This window comes from Actinokineospora inagensis DSM 44258 (assembly GCF_000482865.1).
In the GTDB taxonomy this organism is placed as follows: Bacteria; Actinomycetota; Actinomycetes; order Mycobacteriales; family Pseudonocardiaceae; genus Actinokineospora; species Actinokineospora inagensis.
In genome coordinates this window covers 19,905-38,397 of sequence record NZ_AXWW01000024.1, presented here as the reverse complement: position 1 = coordinate 38,397, position 18,493 = coordinate 19,905, and the positions used below count along the sequence as shown (strand labels likewise).

The 18,493-nt window shown below is 72.7% G+C and carries 8 protein-coding genes; 4 read left to right on the top strand and 4 right to left on the bottom strand.

The features are described from left to right. Window positions 1-22: 22 nt before the first annotated feature. The gene (locus H504_RS0110055) at window positions 23-11,383 is read left to right on the top strand and encodes a type I polyketide synthase (protein ID WP_026422673.1); all 11,361 of its coding nucleotides are present in this window, start codon (window positions 23-25) and stop codon (window positions 11,381-11,383) included. A gap of 65 nt (window positions 11,384-11,448) precedes the next feature. Here the strand turns inward: H504_RS0110055 and H504_RS0110050 are convergent, their stop codons facing one another. Further along, entirely contained in the window at window positions 11,449-12,687 is a 1,239-nt protein-coding gene (locus tag H504_RS0110050; protein ID WP_051385695.1) for a cytochrome P450, read from the bottom strand. 65 nt (window positions 12,688-12,752) lie between these two features. Continuing rightward, entirely contained in the window at window positions 12,753-13,553 is an 801-nt protein-coding gene (locus tag H504_RS34275; RefSeq protein ID WP_169735366.1) for a TetR/AcrR family transcriptional regulator, read from the bottom strand. A gap of 115 nt (window positions 13,554-13,668) precedes the next feature. Between H504_RS34275 and H504_RS34270 the strand changes: the two genes are divergently transcribed. After that, a complete protein-coding gene (locus H504_RS34270; RefSeq protein ID WP_051385693.1) occupies window positions 13,669-14,136 on the top strand; it encodes a nuclear transport factor 2 family protein in 468 nt (155 codons plus the stop codon). Between the two features lie 56 nt (window positions 14,137-14,192). After that, window positions 14,193-15,689: an MDR family MFS transporter gene (locus tag H504_RS34265; RefSeq protein ID WP_084467519.1), complete on the top strand. Its 1,497-nt coding sequence runs from the start codon at window positions 14,193-14,195 to the stop codon at window positions 15,687-15,689. Between the two features lie 34 nt (window positions 15,690-15,723). On the opposite strand, the gene H504_RS0110030 is transcribed toward H504_RS34265, so the two are convergent. Next, window positions 15,724-15,918 (bottom strand): ferredoxin, encoded by a 195-nt coding sequence (locus H504_RS0110030; RefSeq protein WP_026422671.1) that lies wholly within the window; start codon window positions 15,916-15,918, stop codon window positions 15,724-15,726. 232 nt (window positions 15,919-16,150) lie between these two features. On the opposite strand from H504_RS0110030, the gene H504_RS0110025 reads away from it, so the two are divergent. After that, window positions 16,151-17,362: a cytochrome P450 gene (locus tag H504_RS0110025; protein WP_026422670.1), complete on the top strand. Its 1,212-nt coding sequence runs from the start codon at window positions 16,151-16,153 to the stop codon at window positions 17,360-17,362. An 81-nt stretch (window positions 17,363-17,443) separates the two neighbouring features. Here H504_RS0110025 and H504_RS0110020 read toward each other — a convergent pair whose 3' ends face one another. After that, on the bottom strand, window positions 17,444-18,217 hold the full coding sequence (locus H504_RS0110020) for an AfsR/SARP family transcriptional regulator (RefSeq protein ID WP_026422669.1): 774 nt from the start codon (window positions 18,215-18,217) through the stop codon (window positions 17,444-17,446). Window positions 18,218-18,493: the final 276 nt, after the last annotated feature.

Sequence of the window (18,493 nt, the reverse complement as noted above, 5' to 3'; positions counted from 1 at the left end):
TAGGCGAGGAGAGTCAGGCCGGATGTCGAACGAGGACAGGCTCCGCGACTACCTGAAGCGGGTCACCAACGACCTCATGCAAACCCGGCAGCGGCTGGCCGAGACCCAGGCGCAGGCGGCGGAACCGATCGCGGTCGTGGCCGCGAGCTGCCGCTACCCCGGCGGCGTGCGGTCACCGGAGGACCTGTGGCGGCTGGTGGCCGCGGGCACCGACGCCATCACCGGGTTCCCCACCGACCGCGGCTGGGACCTCGCGGCGCTCTACGACCCGGACCCGGCACGGGTCGGCACGTCGTACACCCGGCACGGCGGGTTCCTGCACGACGCAGGCCGGTTCGACCCGGAGTTCTTCGGGATCAGCCCGCGCGAGGCACTGACCGTCGACCCGCAGCAGCGGCTGCTGCTGGAGACCTCGTGGGAGGCGTTCGAGCGGGCGGGCATCGACCCGGTGTCGGTCCGGGGCAGCTCGACCGGGGTGTTCGCCGGGGTGATGTACGACGACTACGGGTCGCGGATCCGCCGGGCGCCGGACGGCCTGGAGGGCTACCTCGGGATCGGCAGCGCCGGTTCGGTCGCCTCCGGCCGCGTCGCCTACACGCTCGGCCTGGAGGGGCCCGCGATCACGGTGGACACCGCCTGCTCGTCGTCGCTGGTCGCGGCGCACCTGGCGGTGACCGCACTGCGCCAGGGCGAGTGCGACCTGGCGCTGGCGGGCGGGGTGACGGTGCTGGCGACACCGAGCCTGTTCGTCGAGTTCTCCCGGCAGCGCGGACTCTCCGCCGACGGCCGCTGCCGGTCCTTCGCCGCCGCCGCCAACGGCACCGGGTGGAGCGAGGGAGCCGGGATGCTCCTGCTGGAGCGGCTGTCCGACGCCCGACGGCACGGGCACCCGGTGCTGGCGGTGATCCGCGGCAGCGCGGTGAACCAGGACGGCACCAGCAGCAGGCTGTCCGCGCCGAACGGTCCGGCGCAAGAGCGGGTGATCCGGCGGGCGCTCGCCAACGCGCAACTGTCCACAACGGACGTCGATGTGGTCGAGGCGCACGGCACCGGGACCACGCTCGGCGACCCCATCGAGGCGACCGCGCTGCTGGCCACCTACGGCAGGGACCGGGAGCGGCCGCTGCGATTGGGGTCGATCAAGTCCAACATCGGGCACACCCAGGCCGCCGCAGGCGTCGCCGGGGTGATCAAGATGATCATGGCAATCCGGCACGACACCCTCCCCCGCACCCTGCACATCGACAAACCCACCCCGCACGTCGACTGGGCCGCAGGCGGGATCTCGCTGCTCACCGAGGCGACCCCCTGGCACCCCGGCGAACGACCGCGGCGAGCCGCGGTGTCCTCGTTCGGGATCAGCGGCACCAACTCGCACGTCGTCCTGGAGGAAGCGCCGATCGAGCAACCGCCGCCACCCGCGCTCGCACCGGTGCCGTGGGTGTTGTCCGGCCGCACCGAGCAGGCCGTCCGCGACCAGGCCCGCGACCTGGTGCGCCACCTCGATGCGCAAGACCGAGCCGCTGGGGGCCAGGACACCGCAGACCGGAACGCAGAAGACCGGAATGCTGTCGACATCGGTCGTTCGCTGGCGGCCAAGACCCGGTTCGACCACCGGGCCGCGGTTGTCGGCACGGACCTGGCCGACTTCCGCGACGGACTCGCCGCGCTGGCCGCGGCCGGTCAGGCGCCCACGCTCGCCACCGGGCACGCCGAGGCAACCGTCCGACCGGTGTTCGTGTTCTCCGGTCAGGGTTCGCAGTGGCCGGGCATGGCCGTGGACCTCTACCGCGAGTCGCCCGTCTTCGCCGAACACCTCGACGCCTGCGCGGCCGCCCTCGCGCCGCACATCGACTGGTCGCTGATCGACGTCCTGCACGCCCGGCCGGGGGCACCCGGGTTGGACCGGGTCGACGTCGTGCAACCGGCGCTGTGGGCGATGATGGTCTCGCTGGCCCGGCTGTGGCAGCACCACGGCGTCCACCCCGCCGCCGTCGTCGGCCACTCCCAGGGCGAGATCGCCGCCGCGCACATCGCGGGCGCGCTGTCGCTGGCCGACTCCGCCACGGTCGTCGCGCTGCGCTCGCGGGCGATCACCGCGATCGCGGGGACCGGCGGCATGATGTCGATCGCCCTCCCGGCCGACCAGGTCCGCGCCGACCTCTCGGGCCACGACGACCTGCACATCGCCGCCGTCAACGGGCCGACGGCCACCGTCGTCGCCGGTGACACAGCCCAACTGCGCGACCTGCACGCCCGGTACGAGTCCCGGGACGTCCGGGCGCGGATCATCCCGGTCGACTACGCCTCGCACACCCCGCACATGGCGCCCCTGCGGGAACCGCTGCTCACCGCCCTCGGCGGCATCAGGCCGACGGCGGCGGACATCCCGTTCTGCTCGACGCTCACCGGCGGACTGCTCGACCCGACCGACCTGACCGCCGAGTACTGGTACCGGAACCTGCGCAACCCGGTGCGTTTCCACGACACCACCGAGGTGCTGGTCGAAGCGGGACACACGCTGTTCATCGAGACCGGCCCGCACCCGGTGCTGGCCACCGGGCTCACCGGGGTCACGGCCATCGGCACCCTGCGGCGCGACCAGGGCTCCCGGCGCCAGTTCAGCACCGCGCTCGCCGAGGCGCACCTGCACGGCGCGACCCCGGACTGGTCCACGGTGTTCCCCGGCGGCAGGCACACCGACCTGCCCACCTACCCGTTCCAGTACCAGCGGTACTGGCTCGACGCCCCCGCCGACGCCGCCGATCCGGCCGCGCTGGGCCTCACCGGCACCGACCACCCCCTGCTCGGCGGTGCGATCACCCTCGCCGACGGCTCGACCACCGTCCTCACCGGACAGATCTCGGCGGGCGATCACCCGTGGTCGAGCGACCACGCCGTCAACGGGACACCGCTGCTGCCCGGCGCGGCGTTCGTCGACCTCGCCCTGCACGCCGCCCGGCACACCGAGCACGCAGGCATCGCGGAGATCACCCTGGCCGCCCCGCTGATCCTGGCCGAGTCCCCCACCCGGCTGCAGATCACCGTCACCGGGGACACCACGACCATCCATTCACGACAGTCCGATGAGGATCCCTGGATCGCCAACGCCACCGCCACCCTCACCAGGCAGCCACCGCCCGCGCCCGCCGCGCCCACCGAGTGGCCGCCACCAGGAGCCGTTCCGGTCGACCTCACCAACGCCTACACCCGGCTGACCGGCGCGGGCTACGACTACGGTCCGGCCTTCCAGGGGCTGCGGCGCGCGTGGCGGCACGGTGACACGACCTACGCCGAGATCGCCACGCCCGAGGACATCGACACCAGCGGGCACGCCATCCACCCCACCCTGCTCGACTCCGCCCTCCACCCGCTGGCTGTACAGGCCACCGAAACCACCGAGACCACAGACGTCCGGCTCCCGTTCTCGTGGGGCGGTGTCACAGCCCACTCGGCCGGGGCCACCGCCGCCCGGGTGGTGCTGACCGACCGCGACGGTTCCACCGGCATCGCGCTCTACGACACCGCGGGCGCCCCCATCCTGACGGTGGACGAGCTGCGCACCCGACCGGTGTCCGCCCAGCAGTTGGCCGCGACCCAACACCTGCTCCGCCTCGACTGGATCCCGGCCAACACCACCGGCACCACCCCGGTCGACCCGGTTGACCTGGTCGAACTCGACGCGGATCTGGCGGGGCTCAAGGCGGACCTGGTACCGGAGGTCGTGCTGTTGTCGTGCGCGGCCCCTCCCGGAGCGCTGCCCGACCAAGCCCGCGACGTGCTGCTGCGGGTGCTCGCGGTGGTGCGGGACTGGGTGACCGACGACGCGTTCGCCGACAGCCGACTCGTCGTCGTCACGCACGGGGCCACGACCGGCGCGAACCTCGCGGAGGCCCCGGTGTGGGGCCTGCTGCGCTCCGCGCAGACCGAGCACCCGGGCCGGTTCACCCTCCTCGACCTCGATACAGCAACAAGCGATCTGGTCGCCGCGGCGATCGGCACCGGGGAACCGCAGATCGCCGTGCGTGACGGCGAACTCCTGGTGCCCCGGTTGACCCGGCGGCAAGCGCCATCGAGTGGCATCCGACTCGACCCGGGGCGAACGGTCCTGGTCACCGGCGCCACCGGCACCCTGGGTGCCCTGCTGGCCCGGCACCTGGTCACCGACCACGGCGTCCGGCACCTGCTGCTCACCAGCCGCTCCGGCCTCGACGCGCCCGGAGCGCCCGGCCTGCGCGACGAGCTCTCCGCGCTCGGCTGCGCGGTCACCGTGGCCGCCTGCGACGTCGCCGACCGGGACGCGCTGCGCGGCCTGCTCGACACCGTCCCGGCAGCCCACCCGCTCACCGCCGTCTTCCACACCGCAGGGGTGCTCGACGACGCGCTCGTCGCGGCGCTGACCCCGGAACAGCTCGACACCGTCCTGCGGCCGAAGCTGGACGCCGCCTGGAACCTGCACGAGCTGACCGGAGACCTGGCCGCGTTCGTCCTGTACTCGTCGGCCGCCGGGCTGCTCGGCAACCCCGGTCAGGCGAACTACGCGGCCGCCAACGCGTTCCTGGACGCGCTCGCCGACCACCGGCACGCCACCGGTCTGCCCGCCACCGCCCTGGCCTGGGGCCTGTGGCGGGACGCGAGCGGACTCACCGAAGGCCTCGCGGACACCGACCTGGCCCGACTCACCCGCGGCGGGATCCGACCGGTCGACACCGCCCAGGCCCTGCGGCTGCTCGACGCCACCCTCGGCACCGATCTCACCCGGGTGATCCCGGCGCCCCTCGACCCGGCGGCGCTGCGCGGGCAGGCGGAGACCCGCACGCTCCCCGTGGTGTTCGCCGGTCTGGTCCGCGCCACCCGGGGCACCACGCGGCCGGGGACGAGCACTCTGGCCGGGGGCTCCGGTGCGGACCGGCGGCTGCGCGCGGTGGAGTTGGTCCGGCAGAGCGCGGCGGCCGTGCTGGGGCACTCCGACGGTGACGCGATAGACCCCGGTCACGCGTTCAAGGACCTCGGGTTCGACTCGCTGACCGGGGTCGAACTGCGCAACCGGCTCAGCGCGGCCACCGGTCTGCGGCTGCCCGCGACCCTCGTCTTCGACTACCCCAACCCGGCCGAACTGGCGAACCGGCTGGTCGACCTCGTGACGGGCGGCGGCGGCGAGCCGACGGCGGTGGTGCGGACCGGGGTCCCGGACGAGCCGATCGCCATCGTCGCGATGGCCTGCCGGTACCCCGGTGGCGTGCGCGACCCGGAAGGGCTGTGGCAGTTGGTGTCCGACGGCGTCGACGCCATCGGCGGCTTCCCGACCGACCGGGGCTGGGACCTCGACGCCCTGTACCACCCGGACCCCGAGCACCACGGCACGAGCTACGTCCGCGAGGGCGGGTTCCTGCACGACGCGGGCGAGTTCGACCCGGCGTTCTTCGGCATGAGCCCGCGCGAGGCCCTGGCGACCGACCCGCAGCAGCGGCTGCTGCTGGAAACCGCGTGGGAGGCGGTCGAGCGGGCCGGGATCGTTCCCGGCTCGCTGCGCGGCAGCCGAACCGGCGTCTACACCGGGGTGATGTACAACGACTACGCCTCGCGCGTGCACCAGGTGCCGCCGGAGTACGAGGGCATGATCGGCACCGGCAGCGCGGCCTCGATCGCGTCCGGGCGGGTGTCCTACACCCTCGGCCTGGAAGGGCCCGCGGTCACCGTGGACACCGCCTGCTCGTCGTCCCTGGTTGCCCTGCACCTGGCCACCCGGGCACTGCGCGACAACGACTGCGACCTGGCACTGGCGGGTGGGGTGACGCTGATGGCGACCCCGCAACTGTTCGTGGAGTTCAGCCGCCAGCGCGGGCTGTCCCCCGACGCCCGGTGCAAGTCGTTCGCCGCCTCGGCCGACGGTGCCTCCTGGTCCGAAGGGGTCGGTCTGCTGTTGCTGGAGCGCCTGTCCGACGCCGAACGCAACGGGCACCCGGTGCTGGCGGTGGTCCGGGGCAGCGCGATCAACCAGGACGGTGCCTCCAACGGTCTCACCGCGCCCAACGGGCCCGCGCAGGAGCGCGTCATCGAGCAGGCGCTCGCCAACGCCAACCTGTCCACTTCGGACATCGACGCGATCGAGGCGCACGGCACGGGAACCACCCTCGGCGACCCCATCGAGGCGACCGCGCTGCTGGCCACCTACGGCAGGGACCGGGAGCGGCCGCTGTGGCTGGGCTCGGTCAAGTCCAACGTCGGCCACAGCCAGGCCGCCGCAGGCGTCGCCGGGGTGATCAAGGTGGTCATGGCGATGCTGCGGGGCACGCTCCCGCGAACCCTGCACGTGGACGCCCCGTCCCCGCACGTCGACTGGGAGTCCGGCCCGGTGCGGCTGCTCACCGAACCGGTCGAGTGGCCCGCCGACGGGCGACCGCGTCGAGCCGGGGTGTCCTCGTTCGGGATCTCGGGGACCAACGCCCACGTCATCCTGGAGGAGGCACCCGCCGCGCGGCCGGTCGAGCGCGAGCCCGGTGCGAACCCCGTGGCGTTCGTGCTCTCGACCAAGTCCACCTCGCTCGCCGACCAGGCCGAGCGCCTACTGTCCTATCTGGACACACACCCGGAGGTACCGGCGGCCGACATCGGCTACTCGCTGGCGGTGAGCCGCACGGCGTTCGACCAGCGAGCGGCGGTTCTCGGGGACACGGTCGCCGAACTGCGCGCCGGTCTCGTCGCCCTGGCGACCGGCCTGCCCGCGGCGAACGTGGTGACCGGGAACGGGAGCGCCGCCAAACCGGTCTTCGTGTTCCCCGGTCAAGGCTCGCAGTGGGCGGGCATGGCCGTCGACCTCTACCGCGAATCCCCCGTGTTCGCCGCGAACCTCGACGCCTGCGCCGAAGCGCTGGCCCCGTACGTCGACTGGTCGTTGCTCGACGTCTTGCCGGACGCCGCGGCGCTCGAGCGCGTCGACGTGGTGCAGCCCGCGCTCTGGGCGGTCATGGTGTCGCTGGCCCGGCTGTGGCGACACCACGACGTCCACCCGGCCGCGGTGATCGGCCACTCCCAAGGGGAGATCGCCGCCGCGCACATCGCGGGCGCGCTGTCACTCGACGACTCGGCCAAGATCGTCGCCCTGCGGTCGCAGGCCATCGCCACCACCGCCCCCGCGGGCGGCATGATGTCCATCGCCCTGGCCGCCGACCAGGTCAGCGCCGACATCGCCAACCACGCCGACCTGCACATCGCGGCCACCAACGGGCCCACGGCCACCGTCATCGCGGGCAACGCCGACGAACTCGACCACCTGCACACCTGGTACGAGTCGCGAGACGTGCGCGCCCGGATCATCCCCGTCGACTACGCCTCGCACACACCACACATGGAAGCCCTCCGGGAACCGCTTCTGCGCGCCCTCAAGGACATCACGCCGACACCGGCCGAGATCCCCTTCTACTCCACCTACACCGGCGAACTCCTCGACACCGCCCGGCTGACCGCCGACTACTGGTACCAGAACCTGCGCAACCCGGTGCGGTTCCAGGACACCGTCGAGACGATCATCGACTCCGGCCACGCGGTGTTCATCGAGTCCAGCCCGCACCCGGTGCTCACCGGCAGCGTGGCGGCAGGCTCCGCGGACACTTCCGCGACCGCGCTGGGCACTCTCCGCCGCGATCAGGGCACCTTGCGCCAGTTCACCACCGCGCTCGCCGAGGCCCACCTCAACGGTGTCTCCCCCGACTGGGACACCGTGTTCCCGGGCGCCCGGCGGGTCGACCTGCCCACCTACGCCTTCCAGCGCCGGACGTACTGGCTCCCGGCGCCGACCACCGGCGACGTGGCCTCGGCAGGCCAGACCCGGGCAGGCCACCCGCTGCTGGCGGCGGCCATCCCGTTGGCCGACGGGACCGGGACCGTCTTCACCGGGCGGATTTCCCGCGCCACCCCGCCGTGGCTGGCGGATCACGCCGTGTTCGGGACGGTCCTGCTGCCCGCGACGGCGTTCCTCGACCTCGCCCTGCACGCCGCCCAGGAGACCGGGCACGCCGGGATCGCCGAACTCACCCTGCAGGCGCCGCTCGTCCTCACCGACTCCCCGGCCCAACTGCAGGTCACCGTCACCGGCGACACCCTCACCGTCCACTCCAGGCAGGCCGACGAGACCTGGACGCGGCACGCGAGCGCGACCTTCATCAACGACACCAACGACACCAACGACCCGACTGTGGGCACCACCGAGTGGCTGCCCGCGGACGCCACCCCACTCGACCTGACCGACGTGCACACCCGACTGGCCGAGCAGGGCTACGAGTACGGGCCCGCCTTCCGCGGCCTGCGCAAGGCGTGGCGACACGGCACCACGACCTACGCCGAGGTCAGCCTGCCCGAGGACGTCGACCCGGCCGACCACGCCGTCCACCCGGCGTTGTTCGACGCGGCCCTGCACCCATTGCTGATCACCCGGACGCCGACCGAACCAGCCCTCCCGTTCTCCTGGGAGTCGGTCACCCTGCACCAGACCCGCCCCCGGTCGCTGCGCGCCCGCCTCACCGCGAACGACGACGGCACGACCGCGATCACGCTGTCCGACAACGACAACACGCCCGTCGCGACCATCGGGAGACTTCGCACCCGACCGCTGGACCCCGGCAGGCTGGGCAAGCCACCCCACCAGACGCTGTTCCAGCTCGACTGGATCCCGGCGCCCGCACCCGACTCCGGCCCCGACCACCTGATCGTCACCGACCCGTCGGAGCTCGACCGTCTGTCCACACTGGACGAACTGCCCGCTGTTGTCGTGCTCGACCGGATCTTCGCCGATCCCGACGACATCATCGCCGCCGGGCACTCGCGAACCGCGGAACTGTTGTCCTGCCTGCAAAGCTGGCTGGCCGACGAGCGAACCGCGGACACCCGGCTGGTCGTCCGCACCCGCGGGGCGGTCGCCGTCGACGGCGAGGTCACCGATCTGGCGAGCGCCCCGCTGTGGGGGCTGGTGCGCAGCGCACAGGCCGAGCACCCAAACCGGATCACCCTGGTCGACCTGGTCGACGGTGACCACCCGGACCTGTCGGCCGCCATCGCCACCGGTGAACCCCAACTGGCTATCCGCGACGGCCGACTGCTCGCGCCCCGGCTCGTCGAGCGCACCGACCTGCCCGCGGGCGGGCCCTGGGTCCTGGACACCCCCGGTACCGGCTCCATCGACGCACTCGCACCCCGCGCCACCGACGAACCGACCCGGCCGCTGCGCGACGGCGAGGTCCGGGTCGCGGTCCGCGCGGCCGGCCTGAACTTCCGGGACGTGCTGATGGCGCTCGGTCTCTACCCCGGCGACATCGCCATCGGCGCCGAAGGGGCCGGGGTCGTGGTCGAGACCGGCCCGGGGGTCACCGACCTCGCCGCGGGCGACCGGGTGCTGGGTGTGATCGACAACGCGGTCGGCCCGCTCGCCGTCACCGACCGGCGGCTGCTGGCCCCGATCCCGGCGGGCTGGTCGTTCACCCGCGCCGCCGCCGTGCCGATCGCCTACCTCACCGCCTACTACGCCCTCGTCGACCTGGCCGACCTGCGCGCCGGGGAGAGGGTCCTGGTGCACGCGGCCAGTGGCGGTGTCGGTGTCGCCGCCACCCAGATCGCGCGCCACGTGGGGGCCGAGGTGTACGCGACCGCGAGCCCCGCCAAGTGGTACGTCCCGCGGGGGCTCGGAGTGGACGAGGCGCACCTGGCGAACTCCCGCACGCTCGACTTCGAGCCGGAGTTCGCCGACCGCACCGCCGGCGCTGGTGTCGACGTCGTGCTCAACTCGCTCGCCCGCGAGTTCACCGACGCGTCGCTGCGGCTGCTCCCCCACGGCGGGCGGTTCATCGAGATGGGCAAGACCGACCTGCGCGCCGCCGAGGACGTCGCCGAGAACCACCCCGGGGTCCGCTACCGGTCGTTCGACCTGCACGAGGCCGGACCGGACCGGATCCGGTCGATGCTCGCCGAGGTGCTTGCCCTGTTCGCCGCCGGGGCGCTGACCCCACCGCCGATCACCCCGTGGCCCGTGCACGACGCCCGCGCCGCGTTCCGGCACCTGCAGCAGGCGAGGCACGTCGGCAAGGTCGTGCTCACCATCCCGACCGGGATCGATCCGCGCGGCACGGTCATGATCACCGGCGGCACCGGCTTGCTCGGCGCCCGGGTGGCCCGCCACCTGGTCACCGCGCACGGTGTCCGCGACCTGCTGCTGACCAGCCGCGCGGGCACAGACGCCGCAGGAGCCGCGGACCTGGTCGACGAGTTGACCGAACTCGGCGCCCGGGTGAGCGTGATCGCCTGCGACACCGCCGACCGCGACGCACTCGCCCGGGTCGTCTCGGACGTGCCGCTCACCGCGGTGGTGCACGCGGCGGGCGTGCTCGACGACGGGCTCGTGGCGAACCTGACCCCGGAGCGACTGCACTCGGTGCTGCGGCCCAAACTCGACGCCGCATGGCACCTGCACTCGCTCCTGGGCGAGGACGTGACCCTGGTGCTGTTCTCCTCCCTGGCGGGTGTTCTCGGCAACCCGGGGCAGGCGAACTACGCCGCGGCCAACGCCTTCCTGGACGCCCTGTCCAGCCACCGAGCGGGTCTCGGCCTGCCCACGGTGTCGCTCGACTGGGGTCTGTGGGCCGGTTCGAGCGCGATGACCGGCGCCGTCGACGCGACCCGGATGGCGTCCTCCGGTGTGCTGGCACTCAGCGACGAGCAGGGACTGGCGATGTTCGACGCCGCGGTCGCCGCCGGGCACCCGCAGTTGGTGGCCGCGCGGCTGGACCGGTCGCGGCTGGACCCGGACATCGCGGTACTGCGTGACCTCGCCCGCCCGAACCCACGTCGAGTGGTGGCGGCACCGTCGCCCACCGGGCTCGTCGACCGACTGGGCGCACTGCCCACTTCGGAGGCCCGCGCGGAGGTGCTCACCTTGCTGCAGGGGACAGTCGCCGCCGTCCTCGGACACGGCGAGCTGGACACCGTCGCACCGCGGCGCCCGTTCAAGGAACTCGGGTTCGACTCGCTGACCGCGGTCGAACTGCGCAACCGACTCGCCACCGCGACCGGCCTGCGGCTGCCCGCGAGCATCGTGTTCGACCACCCGACCCCCGCCGACCTCAGCCGGTACCTCTACACCAGGATCGTGCCCGAGCCGGAACCACCGGCGGTGGCGGTGTTGGCGGAACTGGGCAGGCTCAACTCGACACTGGGCTCGCTTGACCTCGACACCGAGTCCCGCGGCAGGCTGGCCGCCCTCCTGCGGGCCATGCTGACCAAAGTCCCCACCGAAACCCCGACAGACAACCCGGTGGACACAGGCGACCCGCTCGACACGGCATCCGCGGGCGACCTACTCGCGTTCATCGACAACGAGCTCGGCCGAGCGACCTGAACACCACGAAGGACGAACCGCCGATCGGTCGGCGGTTCGTCCTTCGTATGCGGTAGCCGCCCCGGCTACCAGATGACCGGGAGTTCCAGCAGGCTCTGGACCGGCCCGAGGTCAACGCCGCGAAACGGGAGCCGGTCGACCGGGACGGCCAGGCGCAGGTCCGGGAAACGCCGCGGCAACGCCTCGAAGACGACCTCCAACTCGAGTCGGGCCAGGTGCTGGCCGACGCACTGGTGCACGCCGTGGCCGAACGCGAGGTGGCGCCTGCTCGCCCGGTGGATGTCGAACGAGTGCGGGTTCTCGTGCACGGTGGGGTCGCGGTTGACCAGGCTCGCCGACAGCAGCAGACCATCCCCTTTGGACAGCCGGATGCCGTCGAGTTCGATGTCGTCGGTGAGCACGCGCAGGCCCGCGGTGTCGGTGACGGCCACGAACCGCAGCAACTCCTCCACCACCGTCGGCGCCAGGGTGGGGTCGGCCCGCAACTGGGCCCACTGCTCGGGGTGTTCGAGCAGTGTCACGATCCCCAGCGCGATGGAACCCGAGGTGGTCTCGTGCCCGGCGATGAGCAGCACGTAGAGGATCTGGACCATCTCCGCGCGGCTGATGGTCCCCTCCCGCACGTGCCCGGCCAGGGTCCCGATCAGGCCGGGACCGGGTTCGCGTTCCTGCTCGACCGCCTGGCGGACCATGTACTGCTGCAGTTCGACGGCGGCGCGCTGCAGGCCGTCGGCGTCGGTGGAGTTCATCGTCCGCTCGGTGGCGTCCTGGAAGAACTCGATGTCGTCGAGGGGGACGCCGAGCAGTTCGGCGGTGAGGATCGACGGGAGCGGCACCGCGAGACCGCGCACCAGGTCCGCGGGCGGCCCGTGCTCGACGAGCCGGTCGAGCAGCTCGCCGACGACGGCCTCGACCCGCGGCCGGGTCGCCTGGACGCGTTTGAGGGCGAAGGTCGGGTTGAGCAGCCTGCGATGCGCGTCGTGCTCGGGGGCGTCGACCCCGATGAGCGGGACCTTGCGGGCGTGCGCGGCCTTGAGCCGCGGCGCCACGATCGGGAAGTCGGGGTTGGTGCGGTCGGCGGAGACCCGCGGGTCGGCGAGCAGCGCGCGGGCCTGGGCGTACCCGGTGACCAGCCAGACCTCGCGGCCGTCGTAGAGCCGGACCCGGGACAGCGGGGCCTGCCCGGCCAACCGCAGCAGGGTGTCCGGCGGGGCGTACGGGCAGGTCCTGGCCTGCGGGAACGACGGGATGAGCTCGGTGTTCTCGTCGTCCGCCCGCGCGGACGCGCTGTCGGTGTGCGTCATGGAACCTCGCATCCAGGGGTCGGGTGGGAGCGAGCACCATCGTCTGCGCGCCGGGCAAAGACGCGCTAAAGCGCGCGGTTCCGGTCCCGGTGCGCGCGTTGCCTGCAGGTGGCGCCGCAGAACCGGGCGGGGCGGCCGGGGCGGCCGACCGCGATCGGCTCGCCGCACACCTCGCAGCGCGCCGCTGCCCGCCCAGTTTCGTGACAGGCATCCGGGGCGAGTTTCGTGACATCGGCACCCGGCGCAGGCAGCGGGACCCGCCCGTCGTCCGGCCGCAGGCCACCAGCGACCAGGGCGGCCACCCGCCAGGTGAAGCCGGTCGACTCGTGCGCCCGCGCGGCCATCACCGCGGCCACGACCAGCACGCGGACCTCGGTCGCGGTCAGGTCCGCGCGCACCGCCCCGACGTCCTTCGCCTTGGCCAGCAGCCGGTCGAGCGCGGTCTCGAAGGCCAGCGAGGCGCCCGGGTCGGCGGCCGCGGCGGAACCCGGCCCGGCGGGGTCCTCGAACGCCTCGCAGAGCGCCTTGTTGACCACGGTCTGCTCGACCATCAGGAAGAAGAACCGGAAGAACGCGGCGCCCGGGTCGTCGTCGGCACCGGCCAACTCGTCGGCCCGCAGGGTCAACTGCCGCATGCCGTCCAGCACGACCGTGCCGAACAACTCCTCCCTGGTCGGGAAGTGCCGGTACACGGTGCCGACGCCGACCCCGGCCTGCCGGGCGATCTCGTCGAAGGACACGGACACGCCGTCGACCGCGAGCAGCCGGGCCGCCGTGGCCAGCACGCGGGCCCGGTTGCGCCGGGCGTCCGCCCGCTTGGGCGCCGCCGCGTCGCCGGTGTCCTGTTCACCCGTTCGGTTCGCCACCATCCGACCACCTCGCCAGCCAGGTTGACATACGGAGGGACTTCTCCATATCGTGGCAACCGGAGAAAGTCCTCCAACTCATCCGCAGTGTAACCACCGACTACAGGAGCATTCCGTGACTGAGGTCAGCGACCAGACCGCCACCACCGCCGAGGTCGTCGAGCGGCTGCGCGCGGCCATGGAGTCCGGCCAGCCGCAGGACTTCATCGCCCAGTTCGCCGAGGACGCCGTCTACGAGACGCCGTTCGAGCTCGCGGGCAGGCCCAGCCGCTGGGAGGGGTTCCAGGCCGTCAGCGAGCACCTCGGCGCCGAGAACCCGACCAAGCAACTGCTGGAGTTCAACCGGGTCACCGTCGAGACCCACCTCGGCGCCGACCCCGAAGTGGTGACCGCGCAGTTCACCATCGCGGGCAAGGTGCTGGCCAGCGGCGAGCAGTTCGTGCTGCCGTCGTCCATCGGCATCATCCAGGTCCGCGACGGCAAGATCGTCCGCTACCAGGACTACACCAACACGCTGCGCGGCGCCCAACTCGCGGGCGTGCTCAAGCACTTCGCCGCCTCGCTCGCCGCGGCAGCCGAGTAGTCCACCCGCGGGCGCGGTCGGGACACCGCGCCCGCACGAGCAAAGGGGGGTGCGCCATGACGACCCGATCGGCGGACAAGGCAGCCGACCGGCTGGACCCGGCGCTGCGCAGGCTGATCGCGATCCTCATCCTGGGCGCGATGGCACCGCTGCTGGACACGACGATCGTCAACGTCGCGCTGAACACCATCGTGGTCGACCTGTCCACCACGGTGTCCACCGCGCAGTGGATCGGCACCGGCTACCTGCTCGCCATGGGCATGGCGATCCCGCTGGCCGGGTGGGCGACCGGGCGGTTGGGCGGCAAGCGGGCCTGGCTGCTGTCGCTGGTGCTGTTCCTGGCCAGCTCGGTGCTGGCCGGGATCGCCTGGGACATCGGCAGTCTCATCGCGTTCCGGGTCGTGCAGGGTGTCGCGAGTGGACTGATGCTGCCCATCCTGCAGACCCTGGTGATCCAGGCGGCGGCCGGGCAGGGCATCGGACGACTGATGGCGGCGGTCAGCCTGCCCGCCGTGGTCGCCCCGATCCTCGGCCCGGTGCTCGGCGGGGTGATCGTCGGCAACACCAGTTGGCGCTGGATCTTCCTGATCAACGTGCCGATCTGCGTCGCCGGGCTGGTCGCCGCCGCGCGCGGGCTGGACACCGGGCCGCGGCGGCCGGGCAAACCGCTCGACCTGCTGGGGCTGGGGCTGCTCTCCCCCGGCCTGGCCGCGGTGCTCTTCGCCTTCTCCCAGTTCGCGGTGCACCGCGGGCCGACCGCGGTCGCCGTGGTCGTGCTGGTGGCGGGGCTGGTCGCGCTGGTCGGGTTCGTGGCGCACGCGCTGCGCACCGGCCACGAGCCGATCATCGACCTGCGGTTGTTCCGGGTGCGTTCGTTCAGCGCGTCGACCGTCCTGCTGTTCCTGTCCGGGCTCTCGCTCTTCGGTGGGACGCTGCTGGTGCCGCTGTACCTGCAGCAGGCCCGGCACCTGTCCGCGGTGACCGTGGGCCTGCTGCTGGTACCGCAGGGCATCGGCGCGCTGCTGGCGCGGCGGGTCGTCGGGCGGATCACCGACCGGGTCGGCGCCCGACCGGTCGTGCTGGTCGGCATCCTGCTGACGGTGTTGCCCACGGTCGCCTTCAGCCAGGTGGAGCAGAGCACCAGCCCAGTCGTGATCGGCCTGTGCCTGCTGGTGTTCGGTGCCGGGGTCAGCACGGTCAGCATCGCGGTGCTGGCCGCCGCGTTCACCGGGCTGGACCGGGAGCAGGTCCCGCACGCCAGCGGGGCCACCCGGATCCTGCTGCAGGTCGGCGGCTCGTTCGGCACGTCGGTGATCGCGCTGGTGCTCGCCGCCCAGACCAGTGCCCACCCGGACGCGCTCGACGCCGCGTTCAGCACCACGTTCTGGTGGGCGGCGGGCTTCGCCCTGGTCGCCGTGCTCCCCGCGCTCCTGCTGCCCCGACCGACGCCCTCCCCCAGCGCGGCGGCAGCGGGCCCGGGGCCGTCCGGAGCCGATCGCCCCGGGGAAGTCGCCAACGCCGACGGCGGCGGCCCCACGGGCACCGGCTCCTGACACCCGCCCCGGGAGGGGCCGTCCGGGCGCGGGCTCAGTCCTCGACGACCCGGACGGCCCCCGAGGGGCACAACCACACCGCTTCGCGCACCGCGGCCTGGTCGGCGGCCGCGGGCTGGCGCAGCAGCCGCACCAGGCCGTCGGTGTCCCCCTGGTCGAACACCTCCGGCGCGGAGGCGGCGCACTGCCCGGCGCCGACGCAGACGTCGTGATCGATCTCCACCCGCATGGCCGTCCCCTCGCCGTGGCGACCCGACTCGGCGCGGGCCCGCCGTGGCCGACGGTAGGGACCACCGCTAAAGGCGGGCCAATCCGAGCCGGAACGGCCGGCCGCGAACAGCAAGCCCGCCTTTAGCCCGCGCGACCACCCTGGTGGCCGCGAGCAGCCGATCCCGGCCGCGCGCACCACCAGCCCGTCACCTGGTCCAGCCGGAGGCAGTGCCGTGACCCAGAACCTCCCCGTGGCAGATCCCGCAGCGACACCGCCGCGGTTCCCGCAGGCCCGCGGGTGCCCGTTCCACCCGCCCGCGGCCTACGCGCGGTTGCACGCCGAGGCACCGGTCACCCGGATCACGCTGCCCAGCGGCAACCGGGCGTGGTTGATCACCGGCTACGAGCAGGCCCGCCGGTTCCTGGCCGACCCGCGGTCGACCGCGGACCGCTCGCTGCCCGCCTACCCGGCGGTGCTGCCCCGCCAGCCGGTCACCAAGGCGCAGGCCAAGGGGCTGCTGACCTGGATGGACCCGCCGGAGCACACCGAGCACCGGCGGATGGTCGTCAACGAGTTCACCACCCGGCGGCTGCGCCAACTGCAGCCGAGGATCCAGGAGATCATCGACGGCTGCGTCGACCGGATGCTGGCGACGGACGGGCCGGTGGACCTGGTCGAGGCGTTCGCGTTGCCGGTGCCGTCGCTGGTGATCTGCGAACTGCTCGGGGTGCGCTACGCCGACCGCGACCTGTTCGGCCGCTACACGATCGCCATCCTGAACCGGGACACCGGCGCCGAGGACCGGGTCGCCGCCTGGCGGCAGTTGCGGGTCTACCTCAGCGACCTGGTCGACGACAAGGTCGCCAACCCGGGCGAGGACCTGCTGAGCAGGCTCGTGCTCAAGTACCAGGACGCGGGCACCTTCGACCACGAGCTGATGGTCGGCCTGTCGATGGCCCTGTTGGTCGCCGGGCACGAGACGACCGCGAACATGATCGCGCTCGGCGTGCTCGCGCTGCTCGACCACCCCGACCAGCGGGCCGCGCTGGTGGCCGACCCGTCCACCGCGCCGCAGGTGGTGGAGGAACTGCTGCGCTTCTTCAGCATCGCCGACACCTCGACCAGCCGGGTCACCACCGCCGACATCGAGCTCGACGGTGTGGTCATCCCCGCCGGTGACGGCGTGATCGTGCTGAACTCGCTGGCCAACCGGGACCCGGAGACCTTCGCCGACCCCGACGAGCTGGACACCACCCGGGCGGCCGCGCGCCACCACCTGGCGTTCGGGTACGGCATCCACCAGTGCCTCGGGCAGAACCTGGCCCGGCTGGAACTGCAACTCGTGTTCACCACGCTGTTCGGCCGCATCCCGGACCTGCGGCTGGCCGTGCCGTCGACCGAGCTGTCCTACAAGGAGGACGCCACCTTCTACGGCGTCTACCAGGTGCCCGTCACCTGGTGACCTGATACCGGCGCCGGGGGCCGCGAACCCAGCATGGTTCGCGGCCCCCGGCGTCGGTACCGGCTTGGTGGGTGAGTCCGGTCAGCTCGCGAACGACTCCGCGTCGAGCTCGTCGGCCGAGGACAGGATGGCCTGCTGCATCTCCCGCAGCGCCCGGCACGGTTCCAGGCCGAGTTCGCGCAGCGTCACCTCGCGCGCGGCGAAGTACACGTTCAGGGCCTCCGCGCGCCTGCCGCACCGGTGCAGCGCCAGCATCAACTGCCGGTAGAACTCCTCGTGCAGCGGGTGCTCGGCGACCAGTCCGCGCAGGAACCCGATGAGCTGGGCGTGCCTGCCCAGCTCCAGGTTCGCCGACACCAGCAGCCCCAGGCAGCGCAGCCGCACCTCGTCGAGCCAGCCGACGAACCCGGACACGATCGGGCCGTCGCGCAGGTCGCCGAGCACCGGGTCCTCCCACATCCCGTTGGCCCGGTCGAGCACGGCCACCGCCTCCGCGTGGCGGCCGGTGCCGACCAGTTCCTGGCCGCGGTCGACCAGCCGCTGGAACTCGTGCACGTCGACCTCGTCGTCACCGAGTTCGAGCAGGTAGCCGGGCGAGCGGGTGACGATGGTGCTGGTCGCCTTGCCCGGCCGGTTGAGGAACTTGCGCAGTTGCGAGATGTACACGTGCAGCGCGGCGGTCGCCCGCTGCGGCGGCGCGTCGCCCCAGATCTCGGTGATCAACTGCTCGGCGGTGGTGATCCGGCCCGCCCTGATGACCAGCGCCACCAACACCACCTCGATCTTGCGCGCGCCGATGTAGGAATACCCGTCCGGGTCATTGACTCGTAGCGATGTCATGATTTCGTACCGCACCCCAGATTCCTCCCCAGAATCAACATCCCGCGGTTGTCGGATTGGTCCGATAACCCCAGTGGATCAATCACCGGCCGCCGCTTTCCCGCCATCCGGCGGATTAACGCGCGGGCGGCGGGAAAACACGCGGGAATGGGACGCCCGTAGCTGCCCGCACGGCGGCGCACAACGCCCCCACCACGGCACCGACGCCACTGCGACCCACTCCGGCAGCTCACCTGCCATTCCATCCTCCCCCCATTTCCACCCTGCTATAACGGGAACGGACGGGGGCCA